Origin of the sequence: Janibacter zhaoxuefangae (genome assembly GCF_050271985.1) — a bacterium.
Classification (GTDB): domain Bacteria; phylum Actinomycetota; class Actinomycetes; order Actinomycetales; family Dermatophilaceae.
Map to the genome: position 1 here is coordinate 1,206,122 of NZ_CP189849.1, position 26,248 is coordinate 1,232,369.

Annotated in this window: 27 protein-coding genes and 1 pseudogene; 6 read left to right on the forward strand and 22 right to left on the reverse strand. The window is 66.2% G+C overall.

Annotated elements, in window-relative coordinates:
- Window positions 1-2 precede the first annotated feature (2 nt).
- The 5 genes from ACQBAS_RS05690 to ACQBAS_RS05710 form a co-directional block, all read right to left on the reverse strand.
- Entirely contained in the window at window positions 3-497 is a 495-nt protein-coding gene (locus tag ACQBAS_RS05690) for a single-stranded DNA-binding protein (RefSeq protein ID WP_421009160.1), read from the reverse strand.
- Between the two features lie 83 nt (window positions 498-580).
- Window positions 581-2,359, reverse strand: coding sequence for a type IV secretory system conjugative DNA transfer family protein (locus ACQBAS_RS05695; protein ID WP_421009161.1), 1,779 nt, complete (start codon window positions 2,357-2,359; stop codon window positions 581-583).
- Window positions 2,356-2,913 (reverse strand): hypothetical protein, encoded by a 558-nt coding sequence (locus ACQBAS_RS05700; protein WP_421009162.1) that lies wholly within the window; start codon window positions 2,911-2,913, stop codon window positions 2,356-2,358. The genes ACQBAS_RS05695 and ACQBAS_RS05700 overlap by 4 nt, the downstream gene beginning before the upstream one ends.
- A complete protein-coding gene (locus ACQBAS_RS05705) occupies window positions 2,913-4,400 on the reverse strand; it encodes an ATP-binding protein (RefSeq protein WP_421009163.1) in 1,488 nt (495 codons plus the stop codon). Before ACQBAS_RS05705 ends, ACQBAS_RS05700 begins: the two co-directional genes overlap by 1 nt.
- Complete coding sequence (locus tag ACQBAS_RS05710; protein ID WP_421009164.1) at window positions 4,397-5,215, reverse strand: hypothetical protein; 819 nt, start codon at window positions 5,213-5,215, stop codon at window positions 4,397-4,399. Before ACQBAS_RS05710 ends, ACQBAS_RS05705 begins: the two co-directional genes overlap by 4 nt.
- A 156-nt stretch (window positions 5,216-5,371) precedes the next feature.
- Here ACQBAS_RS05710 and ACQBAS_RS05715 point away from each other — a divergent pair, with 156 nt between their 5' ends.
- Window positions 5,372-6,142 (forward strand): hypothetical protein, encoded by a 771-nt coding sequence (locus ACQBAS_RS05715; protein WP_421009165.1) that lies wholly within the window; start codon window positions 5,372-5,374, stop codon window positions 6,140-6,142.
- A gap of 3 nt (window positions 6,143-6,145) precedes the next feature.
- Here ACQBAS_RS05715 and ACQBAS_RS05720 read toward each other — a convergent pair whose 3' ends face one another.
- The 3 genes from ACQBAS_RS05720 to ACQBAS_RS05730 are packed head-to-tail and all read right to left on the reverse strand — an operon-like array spanning window position 6,146 to window position 9,312.
- Complete coding sequence (locus ACQBAS_RS05720; RefSeq protein ID WP_421009166.1) at window positions 6,146-7,606, reverse strand: SCO6880 family protein; 1,461 nt, start codon at window positions 7,604-7,606, stop codon at window positions 6,146-6,148.
- 5 nt (window positions 7,607-7,611) lie between these two features.
- The gene (locus ACQBAS_RS05725) at window positions 7,612-8,997 is read right to left on the reverse strand and encodes a conjugal transfer protein TrbL (RefSeq protein WP_421009191.1); all 1,386 of its coding nucleotides are present in this window, start codon (window positions 8,995-8,997) and stop codon (window positions 7,612-7,614) included.
- Between the two features lie 42 nt (window positions 8,998-9,039).
- Window positions 9,040-9,312: a DUF6112 family protein gene (locus ACQBAS_RS05730; RefSeq protein WP_421009192.1), complete on the reverse strand. Its 273-nt coding sequence runs from the start codon at window positions 9,310-9,312 to the stop codon at window positions 9,040-9,042.
- A gap of 194 nt (window positions 9,313-9,506) precedes the next feature.
- Between ACQBAS_RS05730 and ACQBAS_RS05735 the strand changes: the two genes are divergently transcribed.
- Both ACQBAS_RS05735 and ACQBAS_RS05740 read left to right on the forward strand, forming a co-directional pair.
- Window positions 9,507-10,259: a TIGR02391 family protein gene (locus tag ACQBAS_RS05735; protein WP_427385411.1), complete on the forward strand. Its 753-nt coding sequence runs from the start codon at window positions 9,507-9,509 to the stop codon at window positions 10,257-10,259.
- A gap of 50 nt (window positions 10,260-10,309) precedes the next feature.
- A protein-coding gene (locus ACQBAS_RS05740) for an IS3 family transposase (protein ID WP_169701965.1) occupies window positions 10,310-11,502 on the forward strand; the annotation gives its coding sequence in 2 pieces (ribosomal slippage) (window positions 10,310-10,594 and window positions 10,597-11,502; 1,191 coding nt in all).
- A gap of 161 nt (window positions 11,503-11,663) precedes the next feature.
- Here ACQBAS_RS05740 and ACQBAS_RS05745 read toward each other — a convergent pair.
- The 11 genes and pseudogenes from ACQBAS_RS05745 to ACQBAS_RS05795 form a co-directional block, all read right to left on the reverse strand.
- Window positions 11,664-11,930: a DUF6112 family protein gene (locus ACQBAS_RS05745; RefSeq protein WP_421009168.1), complete on the reverse strand. Its 267-nt coding sequence runs from the start codon at window positions 11,928-11,930 to the stop codon at window positions 11,664-11,666.
- A gap of 11 nt (window positions 11,931-11,941) precedes the next feature.
- Window positions 11,942-13,132: pseudogene (locus ACQBAS_RS05750) on the reverse strand (M23 family metallopeptidase); the annotation flags it as partial.
- A gap of 15 nt (window positions 13,133-13,147) precedes the next feature.
- Window positions 13,148-13,834: a hypothetical protein gene (locus ACQBAS_RS05755; RefSeq protein ID WP_421009169.1), complete on the reverse strand. Its 687-nt coding sequence runs from the start codon at window positions 13,832-13,834 to the stop codon at window positions 13,148-13,150.
- Between the two features lie 42 nt (window positions 13,835-13,876).
- A complete protein-coding gene (locus ACQBAS_RS05760) occupies window positions 13,877-14,878 on the reverse strand; it encodes a ParB N-terminal domain-containing protein (protein WP_421009170.1) in 1,002 nt (333 codons plus the stop codon).
- On the reverse strand, window positions 14,875-15,732 hold the full coding sequence (locus tag ACQBAS_RS05765; RefSeq protein WP_421009171.1) for a hypothetical protein: 858 nt from the start codon (window positions 15,730-15,732) through the stop codon (window positions 14,875-14,877). Before ACQBAS_RS05765 ends, ACQBAS_RS05760 begins: the two co-directional genes overlap by 4 nt.
- 91 nt (window positions 15,733-15,823) lie before the next feature.
- Window positions 15,824-16,195, reverse strand: coding sequence for a hypothetical protein (locus ACQBAS_RS05770; RefSeq protein ID WP_421009172.1), 372 nt, complete (start codon window positions 16,193-16,195; stop codon window positions 15,824-15,826).
- Window positions 16,192-16,872 (reverse strand): DUF2637 domain-containing protein, encoded by a 681-nt coding sequence (locus tag ACQBAS_RS05775; protein WP_421009173.1) that lies wholly within the window; start codon window positions 16,870-16,872, stop codon window positions 16,192-16,194. The genes ACQBAS_RS05770 and ACQBAS_RS05775 overlap by 4 nt, the downstream gene beginning before the upstream one ends.
- Complete coding sequence (locus tag ACQBAS_RS05780; protein WP_421009174.1) at window positions 16,872-17,768, reverse strand: bifunctional DNA primase/polymerase; 897 nt, start codon at window positions 17,766-17,768, stop codon at window positions 16,872-16,874. The genes ACQBAS_RS05775 and ACQBAS_RS05780 overlap by 1 nt, the downstream gene beginning before the upstream one ends.
- A gap of 1 nt (window position 17,769) precedes the next feature.
- Window positions 17,770-18,849, reverse strand: a complete 1,080-nt coding sequence (locus ACQBAS_RS05785; protein ID WP_421009193.1) for an ArdC-like ssDNA-binding domain-containing protein — start codon at window positions 18,847-18,849, stop codon at window positions 17,770-17,772.
- Between the two features lie 275 nt (window positions 18,850-19,124).
- Complete coding sequence (locus ACQBAS_RS05790) at window positions 19,125-20,006, reverse strand: helix-turn-helix domain-containing protein (protein WP_421009175.1); 882 nt, start codon at window positions 20,004-20,006, stop codon at window positions 19,125-19,127.
- A 274-nt stretch (window positions 20,007-20,280) separates the two neighbouring features.
- Entirely contained in the window at window positions 20,281-21,396 is a 1,116-nt protein-coding gene (locus ACQBAS_RS05795; protein WP_427385412.1) for an MFS transporter, read from the reverse strand.
- Window positions 21,397-21,527: 131 nt separating this feature from the next.
- Between ACQBAS_RS05795 and ACQBAS_RS05800 the strand changes: the two genes are divergently transcribed.
- Both ACQBAS_RS05800 and ACQBAS_RS05805 read left to right on the forward strand, forming a co-directional pair.
- A complete protein-coding gene (locus tag ACQBAS_RS05800; RefSeq protein WP_421009177.1) occupies window positions 21,528-22,187 on the forward strand; it encodes a CGNR zinc finger domain-containing protein in 660 nt (219 codons plus the stop codon).
- Window positions 22,184-22,723 (forward strand): MaoC/PaaZ C-terminal domain-containing protein, encoded by a 540-nt coding sequence (locus ACQBAS_RS05805; protein WP_421009178.1) that lies wholly within the window; start codon window positions 22,184-22,186, stop codon window positions 22,721-22,723. The genes ACQBAS_RS05800 and ACQBAS_RS05805 overlap by 4 nt, the downstream gene beginning before the upstream one ends.
- Before the next feature lie 25 nt (window positions 22,724-22,748).
- Here the strand turns inward: ACQBAS_RS05805 and ACQBAS_RS05810 are convergent, their stop codons facing one another.
- Together ACQBAS_RS05810 and ACQBAS_RS05815 are read right to left on the reverse strand one after the other, a co-directional pair.
- Entirely contained in the window at window positions 22,749-23,609 is an 861-nt protein-coding gene (locus tag ACQBAS_RS05810; RefSeq protein WP_421009179.1) for an EamA family transporter, read from the reverse strand.
- Window positions 23,609-24,403, reverse strand: a complete 795-nt coding sequence (locus ACQBAS_RS05815; protein ID WP_427385413.1) for a MurR/RpiR family transcriptional regulator — start codon at window positions 24,401-24,403, stop codon at window positions 23,609-23,611. Before ACQBAS_RS05815 ends, ACQBAS_RS05810 begins: the two co-directional genes overlap by 1 nt.
- A gap of 206 nt (window positions 24,404-24,609) precedes the next feature.
- Between ACQBAS_RS05815 and ACQBAS_RS05820 the strand changes: the two genes are divergently transcribed.
- The gene (locus tag ACQBAS_RS05820) at window positions 24,610-25,437 is read left to right on the forward strand and encodes an oxidoreductase (RefSeq protein WP_427385414.1); all 828 of its coding nucleotides are present in this window, start codon (window positions 24,610-24,612) and stop codon (window positions 25,435-25,437) included.
- Window positions 25,438-25,458: 21 nt separating this feature from the next.
- Here the strand turns inward: ACQBAS_RS05820 and ACQBAS_RS05825 are convergent, their stop codons facing one another.
- On the reverse strand, window positions 25,459-26,199 hold the full coding sequence (locus tag ACQBAS_RS05825; protein ID WP_427385415.1) for an SDR family oxidoreductase: 741 nt from the start codon (window positions 26,197-26,199) through the stop codon (window positions 25,459-25,461).
- Window positions 26,200-26,248 lie beyond the last annotated feature (49 nt).

Consider the following 26,248-nt stretch of genomic DNA (forward strand, 5'->3'; position numbering starts at 1 on the left):
CCTCAGAGTCGGGGCGCGGGCGGCGTCGGCGCGCTGCTGCGATTCGGTACCTGGAACTCCGGCGCTGGCTGGGCTGGGGTCTCCCGTGCCGGTGCTTCCTGAGTCGGGGCGTTCTGGTCGAGCTGTTGGGTTGGGGTGCGGGGTGTGCGGTCGACGTCGTAGCGGGTGCGGGCGGTGTCGTGTCCGATCTTCTTCGCGACGAACTGCTCGGCCTGGATCTGCTCACCATCGCGGGTGGTCTCGTACTCGCGGACGTAGCCCTCGGCGACGAAGCTGTCGCCCTTCTTGAACCGCTCGTGCGCCCGCTCTGCACTCGCCCGGAACAACACGAGATCGTGGAAGGTCGAGTCGAGCTGAGTGAAGGTGCCGTCGGGGTTGCGGTCGAAGTGCTCTTGGCCGAACCTCGCGTAGAACCGGGCCTGGTTCTGGTCGTTGTAGCTGAGCTGCGGGTCCGAGGCGATGAACCCCGAGATCGACTGCTGCGTGTGAATGTCCATCGAAATGCTCCTTGACGATCACGCGACCCCACTTGTCAGGGGTCATCCGTGAAAGTCAGGTGCACTACACCAGCCCAACCACTTCAGGCGTCGGAAGTGCGCTGCAACAGCCCCTCGATCTCGGCCCGGTCGCGCTTCAACTGCTCCGCATCGGGACGGCTCGGCCAGGCGCGCAGGTCGGTGACGATGGGTGGTGCGGCACGGAGGAGGGTGACGCCGGTGCCGAAGGGCAGGGTGCGGATGCGGTCGGGCGGCAGGATCGGCACCCGCCTGATCGAGCGTTGGTTCGACCGGCTGCCGTGGTCCCCGAGGGTGACGGAGTCGGTGAACTCGTCGCGTTCGCCGATGAGGGTGGAGAGGTCTTGGAGGTCTTTGGAGTTCGACGCCCCACCGAGAATGACCTTGACGATGGAGGCATCCCAGATCGCTCCGGCCTGGTTCTCCGACCACTTATCGCGGGCCTGCGCGAGTGACTGCAAGACCGGGAGCGTGGTGATGCCCGTGCCGCCGCCCTCTGCCATGAGTGTCGGCAGTGACGGGAGGGGCGCGAGGTTTCCAATTTCGTCGAGCGCGAGTAGGAGGGGTGGGTCGAGGCGGGCTCCGGGTGATCGTGCGGCGATGCGGCGTGCGGTTTCGATGAGGTCTTCCACGAACGCCGCCACCAACGCTGCAGACGCACCAGCCCCCGCTCCGGTGGCGAGGAGATACAGCGTGCCGCGGTCTTTGATGAAGGCTTCGGGGTCGAAGCTCTCACCCTCACTCGGCGACACGGCATCCAGCACCCTGGGATCAGCGAGGGCACCGAGCGCGAGGGAGACGCCTTGCCAGATGGAGTCTCGGGTGCGGGGGTCGGAGTCGATCATCGCCTCCAAAGAATCCGCCCAACCTGCGGCCGCGTTCGGGTTCGCGGTGAGGATCGCGACCGCCTCCGCCGCAGCCGACGGGTCGAGGGTCCAGCGGAACAGTTCGGCCGGTGAGCGATGATCGAGGGCGGCGGCGTGGAGGAGGCCTTGGAGTGCGGTGCGGGTCTTTCCTTCCCAGAACCCACCGGACTCGACACCGCCAGCGGAGAGGCCGGTGGCGGAGGCGAGTCCGGTGGCGCGGATCATCGCCGTCAACGGGTCCTCACACCCCCGTACCGGCGACCAGCGCAGGCCTGCGGGGACGCCTTCGGCGAGGTGCTGTGGATCGAACACCGCCACCGGCCCCGCATTACGCCGCCGGGCGCGGAGGGTGGCGGTGAGATTGTCCGGCCTCGTGGAGGTCGTCACCACGGCTCCGGGGGCGTCGAGGATGGCGTTGATGACGACGTGCAGGCCCTTGCCGGAGCGGGGCGGCCCGATCAGCAAGATCGAGTCCTCGACCGACGCCCAGACCTGCTTGCCCCGCGAGGAGCCGAGGAGGTAGCCGACATCGGCTGGTGATGGTTCGTCGAGCGATGGCCGCAGCGTCGCAGCACGCTTCAACAAGGCCTTGGGCGACGCGGTCTGGGTGACCTCATGGCTGGTCGCGGTGCCCGCGAGGCGGCGGGGGTCGGTCTCGACCTTGCGGTTGTGGCGTCGCCATTTCGTCCAGCACCAGCCCAGCCCGACCGTCACCGCAGCAAGGAGCACGACGGTGACGATCCAGTAGACGACCGGGCTCAGGCCCTCAGCTCCGAGGGCGCCGCCGGGGTCGCCGGGGTTGAACAGCACCCCCATCCCGCCCGTCGGCCCTGACGTGGGCTGCGCGGTCCCGGTGAGGAACGCGGCGATGGAGCCTGCGCCGCGGAGGACGAGCCCGAGGGCGAAGATTCCGATGAGGCCGATGAGGGCGGCGTTGGTGAGTTCATCACCCATCGAGCCCGGCTGCCGCTCGTTCATGGCAGTGTCTCGATGTGGACGGTGCCGGAGATCCGGCCAAACAGCAGCACGTCCTGTGCCCTGCTTGTTGGTGTCGGGAGCTGGTTGAGATCCAGCAGGGCGCACGCACGTCCGCCCGCCGCATCCGTATGGGAGACGATGATTGCGACGGCGACATCTTCGCCGGGCAGGAACCCGTCGGCGGTGACCTCGACCAGCACTGGCCCCTTCAGCTTCCATACTGGCTTCGCGGGCTCGGACGGCGGCACGGATTCGGGGGTGCGTGTGCGTTTGCGGGGGTGGATGAGGTCGGTGAACACCGACCCGTCAACCTCGCGGACCTCGATCCGCACCGCCACGCTTCGGTCCTTCGTGACCGCGTCGAGGAGGTCGGTGAAGCTGCCGCGCGTCCATTCCCCGCGAGGAGGCGGCGGGAACACGGCACCGTCCACCGTGACATCGAGGGTCCCGGTGTCAGTGACGATCACACGGACGTTCGGGAGCACCGCCTGCACCGGCCCCGGTGTCTCGTTCGACGCTGCGGCGGCGTGTTTCTTCTGGGGACGCACGTTCATCACTTCACCCCCGAGGTGAGGCGGGAGCTGGTGTCGAACATCTCCAGCTCGGCTGGGTGGAGCTGATGCTGCGTCACGAACGACCTGTCCTTGATCCGCCACAACCCCTGCCCGACACCGAGACCGGGAAGGAGCTTCTGCTCGGTCCCGGTCAGCCCGAGCGCACTGGCGGTGGCTCCGAGCTGGTCGGATTCCTGCCGGTACACGATCCGGGTCTCCGCATTCGCGAGCAAGGAGTTGGCAAGGGAGCGCATGGCTGAGCCTTGGTCGCCGACATTGTCCAAGTCGGTCAACTTATGAAAAATCAACATGTTCGCGATCCCGTAATGCCGCGCGAGCCGCCAGTGCGCATCCATCCGGCGCAGGAGCGCGGGGTGGGACATGAGTCGCCAGGCTTCGTCGTAGATCACCCACCGCTGCCCACCATTCGGGTCCAACAACGCCGATTCCATCCACGCGCTGGAGCACGTCATCAGCACCGAGATCAACGTCGAGTTCTCGGTCACGCGGGAGAGGTCGAGGGAGATCATCGGCAACGACGGATCAAACCTGACCGTCGATGGCCCATCGAAAAGACCGGCGAGGTCGCCGGCGACGAGGCGGCGGAGGGCGTGGCCGACGAGCCGCCCATCCTCCGCGAGCCGGCCGTCGGTGTCGTCACTGGGGTTGAGGACGCGGTCAACGACCATTGGCAGAATCGGCACCGTGTTCTCCCGCACCGTCTGCGTCAACGCCAAGTCGATCGCAGTGTGTTCCAACGGCGACAACCCCCGCGCCAGCACCGTCTCCGCCAGAGCCCCGATGAGATCCCTCCGGCGAGAGGCGACGGTCGCGGCCCACTGCTCATCCGACAGGCCGGAGGTCCGCATGCCCTCATCGAGCGGATTCAACCGCGTGTTGAGGCCGTGGCCGAGGACGATCGCTCGACCCCCGACAGCCTCCGCTACCGCGGTGTGTTCCCCCTTGGGGTCGCCGGGGACGTAGACGCGACGCCCGAACGGCAGTGACCGCGTGTAAAGGGATTTTGCGAGTGAGGATTTCCCGGAGCCGACGATTCCGGCGAGGACGACGTTGGGTGCGGTGATGATGCCGCGGGCGTAGAGCACCCACGGGTCGTAGACGAAGCTGCCGCCGGAGTAGAGGTCCTGGCCGACGAAGACGCCGTCGGAGCCGAGACCCCCTTCAGCGACGAACGGATACGCCCCAGCGAGAGTCGCGCTGGTGTCCTGGTGACGTGGCACCTTGAACCTGCCCGGCGACCGTAACCCAGCTGCGCCCGGCTCGCCCGACGCAGGCAGATACGTTGTCGCTAGGCGTTCGGCACGCTCGGCCTCCGCCTTCGCCACCGCAGCCGCCTTCTCGGCCAGCCGCTTCTCGGCGGTGATGCGGGCGGCGGCCTGCCGGCGTTGCTTCCGCAGCTTGCGGCGCTCGGACGCTGGGGCGACGAGAACCGAGGTATGTAGCCGTTCGGGCTCACGGGCGCTCACAGACCCAGCCCCCGACCCGAGGTGTGCGACGAGCGAGTGGTGTTGGCGAACCAGTCCTTCTCGACCGCGACGCCCTGCGCAGCGGACGGCCCCGCAGCAGCGGCTGCACGAGCAGGACTACCCGCGACCCTTGCCGGATCGGCCGCTGGTGGCGAAGGAGGCTCGGTCGATTCTGGTTCGAGGGGCACGTTGTGGGCGCGGTGCAGGGAGACGTGACCGTGGAACGGGTTGTAGGTAAGGGCGTAGTCGCCGTCGGTGACCGCGCGGTCGAGATCACTGACCGGTGGGGTGTCGTAGACGTATCCGTTCTCCAACGCCGCATCAGTGGTCTCCTCGCCGTAGTCCCACTGCTTCAAATGCTCGATCCCTGCCGCCGGGCCGTCGCGGCTGATGAGGTCCATCACCTGGTCGGCCTCCTCGCCCTGGAGGAAGACGATGTTGACCCACTGCCGGATCGAGCGGGAGGTGCCGGGTTGCCAGGCGATCCGCCCTGCCGCGTTCATGGCCGCGTCGAGGCGGTCGTGTGCGGAGTCAATCAGGGTCGCTGCCTGGTGCAGTTCGTCCGCTGCCGCGAGAGCGTCACGGGCACCTGCGGCGGGGTTGCCGTGATCGTCGGTCGCGTGGATCTGCCGCGATGCGTGGGCGTTGGCAAGCTGGTCGAGGACCTGCCGCAGCGACCGCACCCCGGCGAGCAGATCACCCATCACCGGATACATCTGCGAGGGCTGACCGAACGTCCGGCTGGCATGAGCCAGACCCCGCATCGCTTCGGATGCTTCAGCGGCGTCTTTGGTGGGGTCGGTGAACGTGGGCATGAGGAACCTCCCTGACGATGGATGTCAGAGAGGAGGTGAGCGACAGGCTCCTCGTCTTGCTCGCTCTTGGCACGGGCAGCAGTGCTCGTGGGGAGATGTGTCGGTGGTACATGCCAGCATCTGCGCAAACGAGCAGACCCACACCGGGAGGAACTGATGTTGAGTGCGATCAAGGAGATTCCGGGCACGATCAAGAGCTGGCGCGACAACCGAGAGTCGATCTACAACCTCGTTGCGACTATCGCTGCTGCCCTCGTCGTTGCGGCCGTTGCGACAGGAACGCGACCGAGCGACGCCCTGGCCGCGGTCGCGCGCCATATCCAACTCACGCCGGTGGCGGAGTGGTTGACTGGCCTATCGCTCGCTAACGACCCGGCCCCCGCCGTGAACGGGATCATGCTTACGGCTCTGCTTGTTCTTCTGGCTTGGATGGTCGTGATCCCGTTGGTGCGCAGCAGACATGATGACAACCAGATGTTCGCCTACGAACCTCTTCGCCTCGTCGGTGCGCCCGCAGCTGCGACCGTCTGGCTTCTTCTTTTCGTCGCGGCACAGTACGGCGACATCGCGGCACCGCTGCGCTCATGGGCGCACACCGCGTTCGCCGCAGCGCTATGGGTGTTGGGCGGGCTCGCCGCTGCGGGTGTTCTCTACCTCCTCGCGCGGCGATACGGAATGGACGACCTTGCCCGTCTCCTGTTGTGGCCCCCGGCAGTGGTCGTTTACCGCGTCTATGTGGGGATCTGTTTCACGGGTGTCGCAGTAGTTGTTGCCGCTGTCGGCATCCCGGTCGGGATCATCTCGTGGTTTGCCGGATTGGAATCTGACCGTAGCCGCAAGATTCGTGACGACATTGAGCGAGAACGTATCGAACGCGAACCTGTGGCCACAGGCGCCGCCATCGTCCGTCTCGACCGCGCCGCCTAAAGATCACACCTTCCGGCACAACGGCAATGCGGCGGCCGTGAACGCGGCGGCCTGCTGCCCGACGAGGAGTCGGGTTTCACACGAGGCCTGGATCGCTGCTTGTTCGATCGCCGCGACGGCGGCGTCCAACTCGTTGATGGTGGGTGCGGTGATGGTGACGAGGCCGGTGTAGCGGAGGATGCCGTGCCCGGCGGTGAGGTCGGCCTCCTGTTGGAGGACGTCTTGGTATTCGGCGGTTTGGGAGGCGTCTTCGATCTGCCCGATCCGCTGCCGCTGCGCCGCATCACTGATGTGCTCCACCTTCTTCTTCCGAATATCCCGCGCCGCTTGGTCCGACCGCATGGGTGTGCAGATCAGCGAGAAGGATCGCTGGATGCCGGTGGAGAGCAGCACGGGTGAGAGGAATCCCGGATAGACCAGAGAGCGGGGCCATTCGGAGATCCAGAGGGTGGCGTGGTGGGCGGAGTCGGTGCGGATACGTCCCCAGGATTCGTTGACCGCGAGCGGGCCTGCGGTGGCGAGGGATTGTCCGATTTGCCCGTGCCGTTCCAAGGTCGCGGCGATCGCGGGGTCATACGCGGAGCGGAGAATCACGGCGATCTGCCCTGGGGTGAGCCATCCGGACGGGGTCAGGTCCGCCGACCGGAGCGCCGCGGTCAGCGTCGCCATCTCCTGCCGGAGGACGGCGGCCGCGCCACGGATGCCGCCGCCGGCGGTGCGGATCTGTCGCCCGGCGGCCCGCATGTCCAAGGACAGTGACAGGGTGGTGGCGTGGCGTTCCCCGGCAGGACCTGCCCGGTCGATCAACTCGCCATAGGTCGTGGAGGCCCAGGAGTCGTCGTGGGTGCCGTGCGCAGCCCACCACTCCGCCAATCCAGTGCCGGAGTCCGGGAGGGTGCGTTCGAGGATCTGCAAGGTCGCGATGCGCCCGGAACGGCAGACGGTGGCGAGCACGCGGCCCCAGGAAGTGACGCGGCGTTCCTGCTCACCGGGATCGAGGAGTACGAACGCCGGATGGGTGACCTCGCAGACCACAGTGAGGGTGCCCGCGTGCGGGTCGTGGATCATCCCGGCTTCGGTTTCGGGGTCGGTGAACTCCCGCAGCCGCGCCATATCGCCCGGCAGCGCGAGGGTGCCGACCGGGCGGGGTGCGACGACTTTGCGGCGGTAGATGAGCTGCCCGATCGTGGTGCGGTAGAGCCACCAGCATCCGACCGGCAACCATTCGACCAGGGGCCTTCCCGCAATCGGCACCCACGTCAACGTGATGGAGAGTGCCCAGATGGGTGCGGTGTAGGCGAGCAGGATGCCGCCGCCGGCGTAGAGGGCCCCGACGAAGGAGAGGATGCCGACCGCGAGCGTCACGAGCTGCGGAAGCGATAACCCGAGGAGGACGCCGCGGCGGGTGAGGCGGGAGAACTTCACCGGCACCAGTTCGCTCGCATTCTTACTGCTGCTGCTCATGGGGTTCACTTCTTCCCGGGTGTGGGGTCGGGCGGTGTCGGGTCCTGCGGTGGTGTCGGCGTCTTCGGCACCGGGGACGAGGGTGGTGCCGTGTCACTGCCCTGGGGTGGTGGGGTGATGTTGCTGCTCGCACCGTCGGCGGCTGCTTCGCCTTGACCGCCGAGCTTGTCGCCGAGGTCGTGACCGGCGTTGAAGGAGTCCTTGGCGACCTTCGCCGCGATCACCGCCGCAGCGACCGGGGCCGCGACCGCAGCACCCGCACCCGCCCCACCTCCGGCTGCCGCGGTTGAACCACCACCGGATGCGGCAGGCGCAGCACTCTCAGGCGGAGTGCCACCCGTGGAGGCCGGTGTCGGCTTCGGCGGCGGAGTCGTACCGCCGCCGCCGTTGCCGCCACTGCCTTTGCCCCCGCCGCTGTTGTTGCCGTCGAGGACTTTCTGCGCGTCCTGCCCCTGCGGCTTCGACGGCACAGGCATCGGGCGGTTGAGAGCCTGCTTGGCGTCTTGTTCGGAGCCGATCGCGTGATACATGTCGAAGCCGACGAACGCGATGAACTTGTACGTCAGATACGGCGCGAACGCGGCCATCGCCATCAGCACGACGCCCGCGATGGGGTCACTGATCGACGCGAGATCCATGTCAATCGGTGCCGACACCTGCGTGATCGCGACGAGGAACATGACGACCAGCACGAGCTTGGAGGCGATGAGGGCGATTACGAACATCGCCCACTTGCTGATCCACCCCCGGCTCGCGTCCCAGGAGGCGCCGGAGAACGCCAACGGTGCAAACACGATCGCAACCAACAGCAAGGCTTTGCGGATCAGGAGGGAGAGCCAGACGATGGCGGCGGCCGAGATCGCCAGTCCTGCGAGGAAGATGGTGATGATCGCACCCACACCCGGAGCCGCGATATTGATCCCCGCCAGCCCCGCAACCAACAGGGTGATCTTGTCGCCCATCGTGGTGGTGGTTTCGCCTGCGGCTTGGATGATGCCGGTGCAGAGCTGATCCACGATCTCCAACCCGAGCCCGGTCAACGTGATGACGACGAATGACCCAAGCACCGATTTCGCCAGCCCCAACGCAGCCCGAGACAGGGCGGTGGGGACTCGTTTGATGAGGCCGGTGATGAGTTGGAGGCAGAAGAACAGCAGCATGATGAACACTGCGATCCCGAACACCAGGTTGTACACCGAGATGTAGCCGTCGCTGGTGACGTCGACCAACGTGGTGGTGTCGAAGACGTTCCAGACTGCCTCGAACAACCACCCGGCAGCGTTGCCCATTGCCTGGGCAAGCCAATCAAACGGTGCCGAGATCAGGGCGCCGGCGGCGTCGCCTGCGATATCGCAGACGTTGGAGATGATGGGTATATCGCACACGCCCATCACGCACCTCCTTCAGATTGAAGTCGTTGGTGGTGGGCGGGGTCAGACTTGCTGGCCGACGTTCCAGAAGAAGTTCACGAGCGTCACCGACGCCCCGCAGATGACCGCGGCTCCGCAGGAGACGAGGACGCCGATCTTTCCCCGCCCTGCCAGATGCGGGTTCGAGGAGTTCGCGCCGAAGCCCCAGACGATCGCGCTGATGATGAGCGCGAGGACGGAGAGGATGAGGCCGACGGTCATGACCGCGCCGACGATCGTGCGGAGCTGCGCGATACCGGGAAGGCCGGAGTCGTTGGGGTCGATGTTCACCTCCATCGGAACGAGAACCGGGGCGGCGAGGACGGACGAGATGAGATCGAACACGATGGGCTCCTGACACGAACAAGGCCCACAGGAATCGTGGGCGGGGGAAGGGTTCGCGGATCAGGTGCGCCTTCGATACCGACAGCGCATCCTCTGCCGTGTCGGGGGTGCCGCCTACGCTTGGGGACTGGTGAGAGGAGGCCGGTATGGCGGAGTACAGCGCGGATTATCTGCGTCGGTTGCGTTCGGCAATCGAACAGTTTGAGGGAGCCTTCGAGGCGTGGATGCAGACCCAGCACGAGTCGACACATATGGAGTCACGCGGTCTTTTCCCTACTGTCTGGGCCAAGGAGGGAGAAGACAGCGCTGCCATCCAGGGACTTGAACTCGATGTTGCTGAAGCAGCAGGACTTGCAGCGCGTGCCGTCGCCGTCACGGGGGCTTATATCGCAGTGCAGGGTCTGGGAATGATCGATCCTGTCTCGAACTGGTCGTTCATGGCGGCACCGAAGGCTCCGCTTGCACCCCGCGATGTTCGGATGACCGCGTCCAACGTCAAGGGGCGGCTCGATGCGATGATCGCCGACGCGGAAGCGCGTGACGATTCCGGCCTTCCCGGTTTCTCTCCTGCCGAGCTGCACAAAGTGATCTGGGCTGCGGCGGCGGCTCATTGGACAACGCATCAGTATCGCGTCGCCGTGCGCGAAGCGGCAGAAGCGCTCACCGTCCATTGGAAAAACCGACTTGGCCGCAACGATGTGGACGACACCCCGTTCTGGCAACAAACTTTGTCGCCCGGCGAGCCCCTTCCCGACCGACCGAAACTTGTGTGGCCAGGCGAGCCTTCGGATGAGACCACCAAGAGCATGCGCGGTGGTCTCGAACCGATGGCTAAGGCCCTGACGAATCTAGCAACAGGCGTCAATCTGACGGTGCGAAAGGGACTGCTGCACGAATAGGTGACAACTGAACTGGCTTGCCCGACGGGCAGGCTTGAGAGGATGTCGCTGTGCCCAAGCCCTACCCCCGCGAGTTCCGTGACGACGTTGTTCGTGTCGCCAGGAGCCGGGATCCGAAGACCCCGCTGGAGCAGATCGCGAAGGACTTCGGGATCCACCAGACCACGTTGAACTCCTGGATGCGCGCCGCCGACGTCGAAGACGGCACCAAGCCCGGGATGACCGAGGACCAGAACGCCCAGCTACGCGAGTTGAAGCGGCGCAACCGGCTCCTCGAGCAAGAAGTCGAGGTGCTGCGCCGGGCGGCTGCCTACTTGTCGCAGGCCAATCTGCCGGGAAAATGATGTACCCGCTCGTCCGCGAGCTGGCCGTCGACGGGATCCCCGTCACGGTGACGTGCCGGGTACTCAAGATCGCTCGCCAGCCCTACTACCGCTGGCTCCAGGCGCCGGTCACCGACGCAGAACTGGTCGAGGCCTACCGCGCCAACGCGCTGTTCGACGCCCACAAGGACGACCCGGAGTTCGGGTATCGGTTCCTGGTCGACGAGGCCGCTATCGCAGGTGAGGCGATGGCGGAGCGGACAGCGTGGCGGATCTGTTCCCAGCTGGGGTGGTGGTCGGTGTTCGGCAAGCCCAAGCACGGCAAGGCGAAGAAGCCCGGTCCACCGGTCCACGACGACCTGTGCGCCGTGGTCGACAAGCACGGCGTCGTCCGGCACGAGTTCAAGGCTGATGCCGCGAACGAGTTGTGGCTGTCGGACATCACGGAGCATTGGACCGCGGAAGGCAAGCTCTACGTCTGCGCGATGAAGGACGTCTACTCCAACCGGATCGTGGGCTACTCGATCGACTCGAGGATGAAGTCGCGACTGGCGGTCGCGGCGCTGAACAACGCGGTCGCCAGGCGCGGCGACGTGGCCGGCTGTGTGGTTCACACGGACAGAGGATCGCAATTTCGAAGCAGGAAATTCGTCCACGCACTCAACCGGCACGGCATGGTCGGATCCATGGGCCGCGTCGGTGCGGCCGGGGACAACGCGGCCATGGAGAGCTTCTTCTCACTGCTCCAAAAGAACGTCCTCGACCGCCGCGCCTGGGCCACCCGCGAGGAGCTCCGGATCGCGATCGTGACCTGGATCGAGAGGACCTACCACCGACGCCGACGCCAGGCCGGCCTCGGACGATTGACCCCTGTTGAATACGAAGCCATCATGACCACGCCCGCCACTCAGGCTGCGTGACCCAACCTGTCACCCGTTCGTGCAGCAGTCCCAAACGTCACGACACATACGCGGAGCGAACTCACCGAGCAGGAAGCAATGGAACGCCTCGCTGCTTACAGCTACCTTGCGCGGCTACTCGATCAGTGTGAGATCCAGCGTGCTGAGACCGCTGACGATCTCTAGAGCTGGTCGCCGATGGCGATGAGCCAGTTCATCCACGCGACCGCGCCACCGGCGAGAGCAGCAGCGCCGACAGCGACGAGGAGGCCGGTGCGGGCTTTGCTAGCGGTGGCGTGGTTGCCGTGCGCGGAGGCTACCGCCCAGGTGATGGCGCACACAATGAGCATGAGCACGGCGATGATGAGCACGAACGTCAGCAAGGCTCCGATGACTTCTTTGAGGTCTCCGATGCCGCTGATGCCCTCGAAGTCGGGAAACACGTTCACGATCCACTCCCTCCGTTGCTGCATGATCCTGTTGGGGTGATGTCTCCGACGGGGAGGTCCGCGGCCCCGTGCTCGGTGAGCCAGGCGGCGGGGTCGGTGTAGTCGCCGTTGGTGCCGCCGATACGGACCTCGAAATGCAGGTGCGGCCCCGTCGAATACCCCGACGAACCCACGTCGGCGATGTGCTGCCCCGCCGTCACCCGGTCACCGACGGAGACGTGGATGCCGTTCTCCCACGAATGCGCATACGCCGTCGCAACGGTCTGCCCGTCAACGGTGTGCTCGATCACGACAAGCCCCCCGTAGCCGCCGGTGTATTCGGCGACGGTGACGATGCCGTCGGCGGCGGCGAGGATCGGTGTGCCGTCGGGGCCTGCGAAGTCGGTGCCGGTGTGGAGCTTGTATTCGCCCGTGATCGGGTGCTCGCGCATCCCGAAGGGGCTGGTCATCACCCAGGTGCCCTCCGGCAGCGGGAACACGATCCGCGACGACTCCGCCACCGGGCCAGCCGCCGCACCACCGGTGCCCGCCGGCTGCGTGTTGTTGCTGCCGCTGTTCACAGTCAGTGCTTGAAGGATGGCCTCGGCGACGGGCTCGTAGTTCTGATACCTGTCCGGGTACGCGGAGACCTCGACGGCTTGGGCTACTTCGCCCTTGTCCATCGACTCCCACCCGGGGATATCGAGCAGGCCCCTGGGGCTCGGGTAGTTCGGTCCGGTGGGGCCGCCGAAGAACGCTTTCGCTTGGTAGGTCGGGTCCATGAGGTCGGCGACGGTGCCCCACCCGGACTGCGGACGCATCTGGAACAAGCCGAGACTATCGTGATCCCCGCCATCACCATCGTTCGGATAGTCGGCCGACTCCGGGTAGGTGCTGGTGTTGGAGAGCATGCGGAGGGTGGATTCGGTGAGGGCGGCCATGATCGCGATCTGCACCGCATCCCGATCCACTCCCTCGATCTGGGAGCCGGTGGTGATGATCGTGGCGGCATGTGTGAGCTGCCGCTTGTTCAACGTGAACGAGTACCCATCCGCCGTCGTCACCGACAGGGAATCCGGGATCTCGCCGACGGTCAGCCCGGTGGTGAGGCAGGTGGCGTTCGCGGTCTGCGCGGGGTTGATGAGCGCCCCGATGGACACGAGCATGACGGCCGGGGCAAGGAAGACCAGGGCGATCCCCGCGATAGCGAGCTTCTTGAACACGACACACCACCCGTCCTATTTGAGGGGGTTGTCGAGCTGCGAGAGCCGCAGGAGCGAGCAGGTGTCGTAGGTGGGTGCGCAGACGATAAACACCGTGAACGCCACCTGATGCTCCGACGCGGCGGGGGTGCCGTTCCATTCGCCGTCGCGATGCCTCGTGCCCTCGATCGTGTAGGCGACGGTCCCTTCTGCGAGCTGCCCCGGCTGCGCCTGCGCCACCGCCGTCTCCCACGACTCCGGGACGTAGATGCTGTCGATGGTGAGGGTCTGGGCGGTGACATACTTGCGTAGCTCCATCCAGGAATCCCGTGTCGGCAGATACGCCGCCACGTCCGACGCGAGCCCGGCTTGTTCCTCACCGGAGGGGTCGCCGACATCGAGGATCACGCTGCTGTAGTCGAGGGGCATGAATCCGCTGCCGGTGTCCCAGGTGAACAAGGCTTCGGCGACGTTGCGGGCGAAGGTTTGCGGGTCCGCCGACCGAGGCACGGACGGGAGCCGTGGCGTCGCCGTCGGATTCGACGTAGACGGTGATGTCGAAGCCGGTTCGGAAGCGGATGGTTCGCTGGGTGTGGTGTCTCTGGGGCCGGTGATGAGGCCGTAGATCCCGATTCCGGCGAGGATCAGGAACACCACACCGGCGGCGATGGTGGCGATGAGGCGGCGCTTGAACCCTGGACGGCTGCTATCGAAGAAAGTCATGCCCCACAGGTGCACGAGACACCGCAGCCACGAGCTGAGCGGTCAGAGAGCGCGAAGCAGCCGCGCATCCTCGGCGGTGTCCGCCGTGCCACGCGCAGTACGGAGGCGATCAGCGAACGCGACGGTGCCATCGACGGTCGCGTAGAAGGCGTCGGCTTGCTCGTCGGTGAGTTCGGTAGCGATCTGGTGGAGGTCGTAGCGTTCCCACCAGTCGATCAGCTCGCCCCAGGTCAACACAAACGCCCGCACGGGGAACTGCACGATCTCCCCAGCAGGAGCGGGTGCTGGCTTGCGGGGCTTGTTCTTCTTCCGAGCAGCCTTGTTCTCAGCATGGACGCGCGCCAAGGTCTCTTCCGCGATCTGATGTAAGTCCTCTGCCGGTCGGCCTTCGGCTTGTTCGCGGATGCGTTGGTAGGCGGGGTTGACCGGCGCTCCAGCTTTCACGGCGTCCAGCTCGCGCCGTGCCTGGGCGCGGAGGTCATCAGGCTGGGCGGGATCGGCGGCGACCTTTTCGAGGTAGCCGACTTGTTCGAGCTTGGAGTAGGACGCAGTGCCGGTGACCATCTGTGCGGCCTGTCGGCGCGCATCCCCGGTCGGGCTGGTCAACGGCTCCGCCGAATCGGCGGAGCCGTTCCACCTCGGCTGATGCGCAGTCGTGAACTGATTCGCCGCCTCACGCCGCGCCGCATCCTCAGCCATTAGGACCTTCAGCTCCCGATACAGCGCTGCCGCCTCCACTGAGTTCAGGGGCTTATGGAGCACGTTGTCGTCCTGCTCTGCGAGGAGTTTCCCGAGTCGGTCGGAGATCCCGGATCGCATCCACACGTTGATCGTCTTCTTCCCGAGGAGTTTCACCGCCGCCAAGCGCCGGGCACCGCAGACGAGTGACCCGTCGGGGGCGATTGTGATGGGCTGAAGCAGGCCGACTCTCTTGATGGAGGCGGCGAGGGTGTCGATGTCGCCGAGTTCTTTGCGGTGCCTCGCGCCGACGGTGATGGCGGGTACGGACCATTGGACCTGGACGCCGTCGATGTCGCCGCTCATCGCTCGTCCTCGATCCGGGCGGCTGCGAGGGAGAGGGCGAGCATGAGGTCGTCATCGCGCAGCAGGAGCCGCATGGGTTCTTCCATCGCCAACCGCAACAGAATCCCGCGCCCCGCACTCGTGGTCGCAAGCGCCGGATCAGGATGGCCGAGGAGGGCACGGATGAGGGTGTGCCAGCAGGGAGCGGGAATGTCGAGGAGGGAGCGTGCGACCTTATCGCGCCGCAACCCCTCATACGCCGACTGGCGGGTGCCTGAGCGCATGAGGGCTCCGCAGACGTGCTCGACGCCTGCGCGGGCGACATCGGCCGGCCACTTCGCCAGCACGAGCACCCCGATCGCATCCTCCACCGTCGAATGCGCCGACCCGGTACCACCATCCTGCTCAGCAACGGTCTGCTCTGTGTCGGGGTCGTCGGTGATGCGGAACGCGGGGTGGTAGTCGGTCAGCGGGTTCTCCCTGTCACTGAAGCGTTCGGGGTCGTGGAAGGCGGAGATGTGGGGGCGGCGGGCTTGGTGGACGGAGCAGAGGAGGCCTTGGGCGCGTTCCTCGAAGATGCAGGTGAGCCGCACCGCATGCGTCACCACAGCCCACGGATCAACCGCCGACCTCGCCGATTTGGTGCGCATCACATCGAACGCCGCCGACGCCGCCTCCCACGGGTCCAACCCATGCTTGACCGCGAGGGGCGCGTACTTCTCGCAGGCATAGGCCATCAACTCTGCGGCGACCGGATCGTGTTTCCAGGCGTCGGGGCCGCTGTCGTGGAGGCGATGGAGTAGAGCGCGTAGGCCCTCGCTGCTTTGGTAGTCCTCCGGGCCATCCGGGGCTGCGGTCATCGTCCTGTAGCTCATGGTCGGACACCTCCTCGACCCAAACCAGGTGCACTACCCACCCACAGAAAAGATCCCGTCATCGATTGCGTGTTCATGGCATCTCACCGGCCTAGCTTTTCCCGACCGCACCACGAGTCACCGGCTCCCGCGAGCTGGTGCGGCGACCGAACGCGGACAGGGGCGGCAACTGCTTCGCCCGCTCCGCCAACGCCTTCGCACCGGCACCGACCGCTCTTGCGCCGGTAGCGATGCCGGTGCGAGTGCGACGCGACAGTTCGGCTTGGAAGTCGATCCCGCGCCCCGCAACCACGGCAGAGTGCCGGGCCATGAGATCGGTCGGGCGCACCCAATCCACACCCCGCGCCTTGTGCTGCTCTTGGGCGAGGTCGGCGGCTTGCTGTCGGGTCTTCTCGGCCTCGATCGCATCCGGCGTCATGTCCTCGACCTCGCGCTTGCCAGGGCCGTTGTTCTGATTGTTCATGGTGTTCTCTCTTCCTCCACCGCTGTGGGCGGATCATCGGTTTCTTCTTGTGGTTCTGGGGTCGGGAGCCAGCGGCCCACCGTTGACGGATGCACGCCGAGTTCGCGGGCGATCTTCTTGTTCGACCACCCCTCAGCGCGCAGCTCCGCCGCCTGTTCTCGCCGGTCACCGGAGTCATCGGGCGCAGCGGACTCGACGGCGGTTACAGACGCGGTGGGTGTGGCGAGATTGAGCGGCACCCGACTCTCGGGAACGGGCGATGCAGCGTTGGTAGTGCTGCGGGTGAGGATCACGGTCAGATGCGTGATCGCCAGCAGAACCACGGGTGGCACCGCAGCAACGGCCGCTGCCAGCAGCGCGGGTACGTCGGTTTCGGCGGTGAGGATGGCGTGGATCGCGTTCGCGGTCACCGAGACGGCCGCCCCACCCATCAGCAGAACCCACGGATACCACGCCGCCCGCTGCCCAGCCAAGGCAACGACCGCAACGGTTGCGACGACGATGATGCCGTCCACGATCAGCGGCCACGCCCACGCCTGCCCCGCACTAATCCCGGAACGACGCGCCAGATCAGCAAGCGCGGTGAATGAGAGCCAGAACGCCCCCAACGCGATCAGCACCGTTCCCGCGATCGCGGTGACGACCGCGAGCCGCACACTCCGCGTCCGCGTCTCCATCACAGCCCCCGTCCGGTAGCGGCAGGGGCGCGCGTTCTCGGGGCGTCACCGAAAGGGCGCGCGCTACTTGCCGGTGCCGGGTTGGTGGTGCGGTAGGCGGAGCGGATCGTCGCCGACACCTCCCGCGTACTCAGGCCGATGTGCTCGGCCGCCGGCCCGAGCGCGGCGAACGTCTCAGCAGGCCTGGTGCCTGCTTCTGCCAATCGGCAGGCGGCCCAGAACAGGCCACGATTCCGCTCACCCTCACCCAGCGACGCGACCCAGCGGCCGAGACGATCCGCATCCAGACTCTGTGCCGGCACCGACCGAGACGGGAGCGGTGGGCGCGGGTCTAGGAACTCCCGCAGCCGGGTGGCATCCACCGGCTGCGCCTCGACAACACCAGTGGCGCGCAGCTCGTAGACTCCTGTGCTGCCATCCGGCTGGGTGACGCCGGAGGGTGGGGCGATGATGTAGCCGCCCGCGCCACGGAAGTCGATATGCGCCGGTGGTGCCTGCCACGACGACTGCCCATCCTCCAGGTCGGCCGGGAAGTAGATGTGCAGGCCACCCGACGGTGACCGCACCAGTCCTGCCCACGCCGGGATCAGCCCCGCCCGACGAGCCCGCTGCAACGCCGGGAACCCCGACTCCTCGCCGTGGATATCCACGTCAACGACATCCACCCCGGATGCTGGGCCGGTGGGGATGCCGATGTTCGCTGTCGGCCACCGCCCCCACCAGGCGCTGATCTGATCGGGATCGGTCGTGGCGTCGTGGAAACCGTGCTGAGTCAGTGGCCGTTTCTCACCAGGCACGCACGGGAACACCGGCACCCCGGCAGCAGCAAACACGGCCGCGGCCTCCGTCAGGGTGAGGCGGCTGGTGTGGGCGAGGAGATCGCTGATCGACGGCATCTCACAGCCCCCTCACGACCCCAGATGACCGAGACGCCGATGACGCAGCAGGAACCGGCGACGATGCGACCGTGCGCTGCGGCTGCTCTTGTTTCGGCGCCTCACGATCCAGCCCTGGTGGGGTGCCATCAGCGACCATCACGGTGTCGAGCTGATCGAGAATCCCCAGAGCCGCCTTCCGCACCCGCTCACCGGTTGCCTTGACGACCTCGACCGGCTCCTTCCCATCGACACGCGCAGCCCAGGAAGAGACGTACGGGATCGTGTAACCGGAGGTGTCCATCCCGTGAGCGGCACCAACCATCAGGGCAACGGACTCGGCCTCGACCTCACCGATCCCGCGATGATGCCGCGCATCCTCGCTATCCGGGTCATGCAGCAGCACATGACCGAGTTCGTGGGCGAGCGTCTTGACCTGCGCGGCGGGGTCCATGTTCTCCCGCACCGTCACTGTCCGCGCCTGCCAATCCGTCATGCCATTCGCGCCGTGAATCATCCCCTCATGCGGCACCATCAGCAGCGTGAACCCCGCCGCCTCCACCTGCGCGACCAGCCCCTCCCACAGCTCAGCCGGAGCTTCACCCTCCAACAGCTTCGGCGCGGGCGGCTCCGGGATCGGATCACCATCGGTCTGAGAGACATCCCACACATAGGCAGGCCGGGCGGCGATCATCCGCGACCGCACCACCTCCCCAGCACGGGGCTTCTCGCCGCGCTCCAGCCGCCGCCACGAATCCGCATCTGCCGGATTCGAGGACGCGAATCGGCCCGTGACGGGGGCGAAGATTTGTAGCCCCGGCTGCCCCTTCTGCACCTGACGTCCGAGTTGCTGCCACTGCCGATACCCCGCCACGAACGACGGGAACGGCTCAGCAACCCGCCCCGCAGCGAAGTTGGCTTCGTGCTGCACCCAGATCAGCAACGTGTTGTTGAACGAACGCGACCGGAACCGCGCCGCGAACGACAACGCCCGCGCCCAGTCCTCACCAGAAACCAGCGTCTCGACCTCGCCAGTCAAGCGCTCGTGAAGTTCGTCGAGCTTCGCATCCCGCGCGGCTCGGGCTTCCTCTTTCGTCGCCATCATCGGACCTCCTCCCGGCGAGGCCCACGACACGACAGCCGCGAACCCTTGCGACCATGAGGTACGCGCCGGGGTGTTCAGGAGGCCCGAGAGGAACGAGTGAGTACGAGACCGCCAGGGATCTGACCAGACCCGACGAGTCCGATCCGGTCTATCTCCTGGCTCGCGGTGATGTCGAGCCTTTGGGGGCTGTCCGGGTCGCTTGACGAGTAACGCGATTCATACGACGAGTTCGAGAGGGCGCCACCCGCCGACGAGCGCGCGGGAACTCGTCGCTACGCAGTTTCGCTGCCGGGCGTGGGTAGGCGATGCCGGTAGTGGGTCGGCGTTACGCCGAATCGTCTAGAGAACCACGCCGAGGCGACGCGCGGATCGGCCCAGCCGACCGCTTGTGCCGCTTGACGGACTGATAGATCAGTCTCATCAATGAGGCGGCTGAACTCGGTCAAGCGAACTTCGGTAAGAAATCGCATTGGGCTGGCCCCCATGTGCGTCGAGAACAGCCGTGTTAGGTGCGTGCGAGACAGCGCGAGCTCTTGGGCCAGCGACGCAACAGTCCACGGCTCGCCCATGCGCTCCCGAAGCAGCCGCGCAGCCCGTCCGACGTGCCCAATCATTGCCGGATCTGCCTGCCGCTCCGAAGACGGCACTTGATTCCGGGTGGGCACGTGGAGAGAGCGACTGTCTTCAGTAAGGAAGACCGGTGCGACTGTGCCAACCCACCTCGCGAGAAGCTCGACTGTGCGAATCGATATCTCTTCGGGCGATGAACACGTATCTGGAAGCACACTTATCTGTCGCCAGATCGGTTCCAGCCGCCGAAAGGACTCGATTCCTGGGGTAAGTACCAGGGAGTTGCCGTCCCAGTCATCAGGATGCACGCCTCGACGAACGTGCTGCCGTGGCCGCAAGAGCCAGCGCATCTGCGCCCTAATGAAGGGTTCGTCGGCATAGATCACCCACAGCCGTGATGGCGATAGCGGCAACAGTTGGTGCCTCCTGTGCGAGCCGAGCGCCACCGCTGACCCGGGTGCCAAGCGCTGTATCGACACATCCGTACAAAAATCGATCTTTCCGGACACTACGTGGATGAGCGTGACGACCGGAAACGTCAACTCCTGCGTCGGGACGCAGCGCAATATCTCGATCGCTGACATGAGCCCGAACTGTTCTCCGGGCGACGCGTCTATCGCAGGGTCGCACGCCTCACGAAGTCTGCTCTCGCCGGCCGCTTCGGCGGACACGTCCCATCCGCTTCCTCAGCCCAATTGGTGGCGTGGGCTGGCCGGACTCGTTGTAACAGCAAGAAGGAGACTGCGCGTATGTCCATGATTCGACGACCGAGAGGCTGCCGGTTCAAAGAGCAGGTCGATGCGCGAGCAAAGGTGATACCGGCCTACTCGACGTCGAACAGATATGGTGTTGTCGCCACTATGCATGGGACTCTCTGGATCTGATCGCGATGCCGACCATGGTCACAGTGGCCACGATGGCGGCGAGGACCGCGTAGAGAGTTTGGGCGTTCGGCGTCACTGCGACGAGTGCAAAGACGAGTGGCTGGGCGAAGCCGATATAGGAGAGCGAGTAGAACGCGGCGTTGAGCCGTGCGCGATCTTTCGGATGACCGATCTCCTCCATGCGACGAAGACCTGCGACGAGCACCAAGCCGTACGCGGCGCCGAGGGCGATAGCGCTGGGGAGCATCAGGATGGTGAGCCGCGCCGCGAAGGTTCCCGCGGCCAGGAGCATCCCTAGAGCGGCGATTCCCATCCCTAGAGGGAAGGCTCGTCCGGCCCTGCCGCGCTCGATGCGTTGCGCCAAAGGCTGGATGAGTGCCCCGGTGCCCATGGTGAGTCCCGTGATGATCCCCGCCGTGGCGGCCTCGAATCCATGGACATGGATGACCGACGGGATCACGGCGAAGCTCATCGTCGCAGCGCCAAAGACCCACGGAGCCGTGAGCGGAATGGTCCAGAGGAATGGCCGTGTCATGATCGCGCTCCAGAAACTCGCTCGGCGTCTCGATACGGGTTCTGGGGCGGAGACTTCAGCCTGCTCGACGAGTTCTTCGTGGTCGAGGGAGGTATCTGGGGCCCGCCATAGCAGCGCAGCCGCGATGGCCGAGATGAGCAGGTGGAGGGCGTAGGGCAGGACTTCCGGTAGCGGTGCCCATTGCGCGACGAGCCCTGCTGCGAGCGGGCCGCCACCAAACCCGACGGAGAGCGCGACCGCCACTCGCTTCGGAGCAGCGGAGCGGTCATCCGCAGACAAGTCCGTCACCCATGCCGTGCCTGGACCGAGAACTGCACCAGCCGCTGCACCGGAGAAGAACCTGCCCAGAAGGAGAAGCCAGGCGTCCTGCGAGCCGAGGCACAGCACGACAGAGGCGACAGCGGAAAGGATGACCGCAACTCGGACCGGCCAACGTCGGTCAACGCGGTCCGCGACCTCGGCGGCGACGAAGAGCACCGGGATGAGACCCACGATGTAGGTAGCGAACGCGAGGGCGATGAACGAGTCCGGCAGGCCGGCGGTCTCCCGGTACACCGGTAGCAGAGCAGCGAACTGGTTCGCTCCCCACCCCACGACGGTGATACCGGTCGCGACGCGTGCCCAACCAGGCAATCGAGTTCCCATACACTCTCCTAAGTAACCGTTCTATCGGTTACTATAGTTGCATGGTTACCGACCTTCGAACCAGCACGGCACTGCGGAAGCTTCGTTTCGACGGTGGCTCCCTCGTTCTCAACCTCACCGCAACCGTCGGGCGGCGGGGCGCTGGCGAAGAGCATCGCGTCGAGCGCCTCGACGGTGAGGAGGCCCTGGAACAGTGGCTCGTCGGCGTAGGTATCGAGGTCGACGCGAGCGTGGATCGGGGAGCGCTGCTGACGGAGTTGCGTGAGCTTCGCGAGGATGCCTGGGAAGTGCTGTCGGGGGTCGTACACGAGCGACCCGTGTCATCGTTCGCCGTGCAGCGGATAGAGCGGTGGGCCAGCGCCGATGTTCCCCCGCCCCGCTTGGCGAACACCTCGCATGGACCGCAAGCTCAGATGGTGGCACTCAGCCACAGCGCGATGTGCGCCCGCGCGGCTCGGGATCTGCTGGAGATCCTCGCAAGCCCTGACGTGCGTCATCGACTCCGGGAGTGCGCGAGCGAGGAATGCCGCATGATCTACCTGCTCCCGTCTGGTTCGCGAGAGCGTCGCTGGTGTTCGATGAGTCAGTGCGGTAACCGCGCGAAAGCCGCCGCGCACCGCGCACGTTCACGCCAACCGCGAGAGCGCACCACCAACGTTGACGTGACGGAAGATCGCTCGATCAAGGAACCGGGAAGATGACGTCACCCGGCTCGCATGTTGCGAATCCAGACGGCCTCTGGCTTGACGACCTCGCCGTCGGAATGCAGTTCCATTCGCCCGTTGTACTCCTGCGCGAGGAGGACATCGTTGCCTTCGCCGAACAGTTTGACCCGCAGGCATTCCATCTCTCTGCCACGGCGGCCCGAGACAGCTTCTTCGAAGGACTCGCTGCGAGCGGATGGCATACTGCTGCGTTGTCGATGAAGCTGCTCGCGCAGGCTTTGCCCTTGGCTACAGGAATCATCGGTAAAGGCGTGGAGATCGAATGGCCAAGCCCAACACGACCGAATGACGAACTCAGGGTCGTTGCCCAAATCGACACGATCACGCCGTCGAAGAGTCGCCCTGATCGCGGATCGATCACCGTGGGCTACCAAACTCTGAACCAGAGCGGCGATATCCGGCAGCGCGCGCGCATCACGCTCATAGGCTGGAAGTGCCACGTTGGAACTCAGGCCACAGCACTGGGTGCTGAGAGCGGCGAAAAGGCGATCAAACGCGGAGAAAGTCGCTGAGTCGTACCTAGTCTGGCAGCGCGTACTACAGGCTGATAGCGGCAATGCCGGCAAGTACGATCACGGCGCCGATCAGCCGGCGGACAAGGTGCCCTTCGCCGAAGAGACGCCAGGCCAGAAGTGCGCCGATCACGATGGATGCCTCCCGCAGTGGCGCGACGAGCGCCACGGGCGAGGTTTGCATTGCTGTCAGCACCAGGATGTACGCGAGCGGGGACAGCACTGCGACCGCGGCGATAGACGCGCGATTGACGCGGAGGGTGTTCGCGAACGCTGTGCGGCGTCTGATGATGGCCGGAGCCACGAACACGACCTGGACGACGAGCGTGCCGGTGTAGTAGCTGACTGGGGCGAGTCCGATGGAGCCGATCGCGAACGAGTCCCAGAGCGTGTAGGCGGCGATCGTTGCCCCGGTGGCAGTACCCCATACGATGCCGCGGAGGGGGCGGGCGCCCGTTCTCTGAAAGGGGTTGCCGGTGACGACGAGGATGCCTGCGAGAATGGCGAGCGCTCCGATGACCGCCAGTGCCGTGGGGCGTTCTCCGAGCAGGAGGATAGCGATCACGATGGTGAGCAGCGGCCCCACACCCCGAGCGATCGGATAGACGACTCCGAGGTCTGCTCGGTCGTAGCCTGCCTGCAGGGTGAGCGAGTACGTCAGATGCAGGGCGGCGGACACGGCCGCAGCGGCGACCAGGGTCCAGGTGATCGGCTGCGAACCGGTGACGGCGGCACCGATCGCGAGGGGGAGGCACAGAATCGCGGAAGAGGTCGTGTAAGCGCCCACGAACAGCAGCGTGTCGCCCTTCTTGTACTTCGATACGAGGTTCCAGCCAGCGTGGGCGACTGCGGCGACGAGGACGATCGCAACGGTTCCCGGCGGCATCAGGTGATGTCGGGCAGATCGATCCCGGCCCGCTCGGCGCGCGAGACACGGTCGGGATCGCGCAGTGCCAGCGCGGCCGCGAGAGCATCGACGACGACAAGCTGCGCCAGACGGCTCCCGGCAGCGGCCATCTGCGTCGTCAGCGGTGCGCCACCCACGACCAGTGCAACCGTGGAAACATCGGTGAGTGGCGTGCCGTACTGGTTGGTGATGGCGATGACCGTCGCATCGGCGGTCGCGGCGGCGTCGGCGATCGCGACGGTCATGTCGGTGCGGCCGGTGGAGCTGACGGCGACGACGACATCGCCAGGGTCGAGCAGGCGTGCCGCGATCATCGCGGACTCGTGATCGACGACTCCCGATGTCCGCACGCCCAGCGAACGCAGCCGGAACACGACATCGGCCGCGACCGTCGCCGAAGGGCCCGCACCATAGGCGAGGAGCTGCCCCGCGCCACGAATCGCAGAGACCGCCTGGTCGAGAGCGTCCGGGTCGATCGCGCCGCCCAGGGCGGTGAGCGCGTCGATCCCTGTGCGCGCTGTCGTGTCGATGATCGTGCGCGTCGAATCGGTGCTCGTGAGCGTGTGTGGCGGGGCGAAGAACTCCGCTGTTCCGCGAGCGCGGGCGATTTCCAGCTTCAGTTCGGCGAAGCCCGAGAACCCGATTGCCCGGGCGGCACGGACCACGCTGGGTGCCGAGACCCCGGCACGGTCGGCGACTTGCGCCGTCGTGCTCCTCCCTACGAACAACGGGTCCTCCAGCACGAGGTCGACGACCTTTGCCTCGCTTGCCACTAGGCCCGCGCTCCGCGCCTGAACCGTTCCGAGCCAGCGGCGCAGTGGGTCCTCCACTGCCGAAACTGCGTTACGTGGTGATTCTGTCACGGGTAATAGCGTAACATTGGGGCATGGTGACAGAGCAACGGCGCGGCTCCGCTGGAGGGCGCATACGGGTTGGCGTGGTGGGTCCGGGGGCTATCGGTACGACGGTGTCAGCGCTTATGCATGAGGCAGGCAGCACGCCGACGCTCTATGGTCGTACGACGCGAACGGAACTCACCCTGATCGACGGCGACCGCCGGATCGTCGTCCCCGGCCCCGTGCGCACCGATCCCGCTGCACAGCCCGAGAGGGCGGATGTGCTCTTCTTGGCGGTCAAGGCCACCCAGACCGCTGCGGCAGCCCCCTGGCTGCGTTCCCTGTGCGGTCCTGGGACTGTGGTTTGCGTGTTGCAGAACGGCGTCGAGCAGATCGCTGCCGTTCGACCCCACGTTCCTGAGGGAGTCGAGGTCGTCCCCGCGGTCGTCTGGTTCCCGGCGCAGTCGCAGGAAGACGGCACCATCCTCCTGCGGGGCGAGCCCCGGCTGACGCTTCCCGCATCACCGGGGGCGGAGCGCATCGCGGACGTCCTGCGCGACACGCGCTGCCAGGTCGAACTCGCGGCGGACTTCACCACCCTCGCCTGGCGCAAACTTCTCCAGAACGCCGCCGCAGGGCTCATGGCACTCACCGGCCGGCGCGCCGGCGTGTTCAACCGCCCTGACTTCGCGTACCTCACGCTCGCCTACCTGGCAGAGTGCGTGGCCGTCGCGCAGGCCGAAGGCGCGGCCCTCGGTGAGGACGCGCCTGCCGCCATCCTGGCCCGCTTCCAAGCATTCCCCGCCGACATGAGCACCTCGATCCTCACCGACCGGGAAGCCGGCCGGCCGCTCGAATGGGATATCCGCAACGGCGTCATCTCGCGTCTCGCGCGCAGACACGACATCCCTACACCGATCAGCGACACGATCACTACGCTCCTTGCCGCCACAAGCGACGGGCCAGGATGATCCGGTTGTCGCCGTTCCGGCTCAGCGTCCAGGGAGGTTGCTGAGCGACTGGGACCGGGCGGCGAGGAGTTCCTCGTAGGTATCGTCGTGCTCAGCCCAGCGGAGGGGCTTGGCACGCTCGACGACGATCTCCTTCGGAGTCGGGTTCTGGGTGAGCAGCCCGATGACTTCGTCGAGGAAGTCGCCCATGGGCAGGGCATTCGGGTTGAGCTTCTCCTGGCCGGCGTTGGCGACGGCCGGCGGGATCAGCTCGGTGACGGCGATACCAGTGCCAGCGAGGTGCGCGCGCAGCGATTCGGTGTACGAGTGCACGGCCGCCTTCGACGCGCCGTACGTCGCCATGAGAGGGAACGGCAGGAAGCCGATGCCCGAGGAAACGGTGATGATGTCGCCGGCGCCACGGCCGAGCAAGTGGGGGGTGAACGCGTCGATCACGCGGATCGTGCCGAGCAGGTTCACCGAGATCGTGGTCTCGGCCTGGGCGATGTGGTCCGGCTCGCGCAGATCCTCAGTGAGCATGACCCCCGACATCGTCACGACGACGTCAAGGTCGGGGTGCTTCGCCAGCACCTCATCGCGCGCCTGAGCGACTGACGCCGCATCGGTGACGTCGATGCGCACCGTCTCGACGCCGTCGACCTGCTCGATGTTGCGCCCGCCGACAACGACCGTGCTGCCCGCGTCAACGAATCGCTGGGCGAGGGCACGTCCGATTCCCGTGGTGCCTCCGACGATCAGGACGGTACGTCCGCTGATATCCATGTGCTTCCTCACGTGTCCATCTCCGACCACTGGCCGGATGGTCTCCCGG

Bases quoted from the DNA above. Each gene is read 5' to 3' on its own strand.
- ACQBAS_RS05690 (WP_421009160.1), bottom strand. From the start codon at position 497: ATGGACATTCACACGCAGCAGTCGATCTCGGGGTTCATCGCCTCGGAC.
- ACQBAS_RS05695 (WP_421009161.1), bottom strand. From the start codon at position 2,359: ATGAACGAGCGGCAGCCGGGCTCGATGGGTGATGAACTCACCAACGCC.
- ACQBAS_RS05700 (WP_421009162.1), bottom strand. From the start codon at position 2,913: ATGAACGTGCGTCCCCAGAAGAAACACGCCGCCGCAGCGTCGAACGAG.
- ACQBAS_RS05710 (WP_421009164.1), bottom strand. From the start codon at position 5,215: ATGCCCACGTTCACCGACCCCACCAAAGACGCCGCTGAAGCATCCGAA.
- ACQBAS_RS05715 (WP_421009165.1), top strand. From the start codon at position 5,372: ATGTTGAGTGCGATCAAGGAGATTCCGGGCACGATCAAGAGCTGGCGC.
- ACQBAS_RS05720 (WP_421009166.1), bottom strand. From the start codon at position 7,606: ATGAGCAGCAGCAGTAAGAATGCGAGCGAACTGGTGCCGGTGAAGTTC.
- ACQBAS_RS05725 (WP_421009191.1), bottom strand. From the start codon at position 8,997: ATGGGCGTGTGCGATATACCCATCATCTCCAACGTCTGCGATATCGCA.
- ACQBAS_RS05730 (WP_421009192.1), bottom strand. From the start codon at position 9,312: ATGGAGGTGAACATCGACCCCAACGACTCCGGCCTTCCCGGTATCGCG.
- ACQBAS_RS05735 (WP_427385411.1), top strand. From the start codon at position 9,507: ATGGCGGAGTACAGCGCGGATTATCTGCGTCGGTTGCGTTCGGCAATC.
- ACQBAS_RS05755 (WP_421009169.1), bottom strand. From the start codon at position 13,834: ATGACTTTCTTCGATAGCAGCCGTCCAGGGTTCAAGCGCCGCCTCATC.
- ACQBAS_RS05760 (WP_421009170.1), bottom strand. From the start codon at position 14,878: ATGAGCGGCGACATCGACGGCGTCCAGGTCCAATGGTCCGTACCCGCC.
- ACQBAS_RS05765 (WP_421009171.1), bottom strand. From the start codon at position 15,732: ATGAGCTACAGGACGATGACCGCAGCCCCGGATGGCCCGGAGGACTAC.
- ACQBAS_RS05770 (WP_421009172.1), bottom strand. From the start codon at position 16,195: ATGAACAATCAGAACAACGGCCCTGGCAAGCGCGAGGTCGAGGACATG.
- ACQBAS_RS05775 (WP_421009173.1), bottom strand. From the start codon at position 16,872: ATGGAGACGCGGACGCGGAGTGTGCGGCTCGCGGTCGTCACCGCGATC.
- ACQBAS_RS05780 (WP_421009174.1), bottom strand. From the start codon at position 17,768: ATGCCGTCGATCAGCGATCTCCTCGCCCACACCAGCCGCCTCACCCTG.
- ACQBAS_RS05785 (WP_421009193.1), bottom strand. From the start codon at position 18,849: ATGGCGACGAAAGAGGAAGCCCGAGCCGCGCGGGATGCGAAGCTCGAC.
- ACQBAS_RS05790 (WP_421009175.1), bottom strand. From the start codon at position 20,006: ATGTCAGCGATCGAGATATTGCGCTGCGTCCCGACGCAGGAGTTGACG.
- ACQBAS_RS05800 (WP_421009177.1), top strand. From the start codon at position 21,528: ATGGTTACCGACCTTCGAACCAGCACGGCACTGCGGAAGCTTCGTTTC.
- ACQBAS_RS05805 (WP_421009178.1), top strand. From the start codon at position 22,184: ATGACGTCACCCGGCTCGCATGTTGCGAATCCAGACGGCCTCTGGCTT.
- ACQBAS_RS05810 (WP_421009179.1), bottom strand. From the start codon at position 23,609: ATGCCGCCGGGAACCGTTGCGATCGTCCTCGTCGCCGCAGTCGCCCAC.
- ACQBAS_RS05820 (WP_427385414.1), top strand. From the start codon at position 24,610: ATGCATGAGGCAGGCAGCACGCCGACGCTCTATGGTCGTACGACGCGA.
- ACQBAS_RS05825 (WP_427385415.1), bottom strand. From the start codon at position 26,199: ATGGATATCAGCGGACGTACCGTCCTGATCGTCGGAGGCACCACGGGA.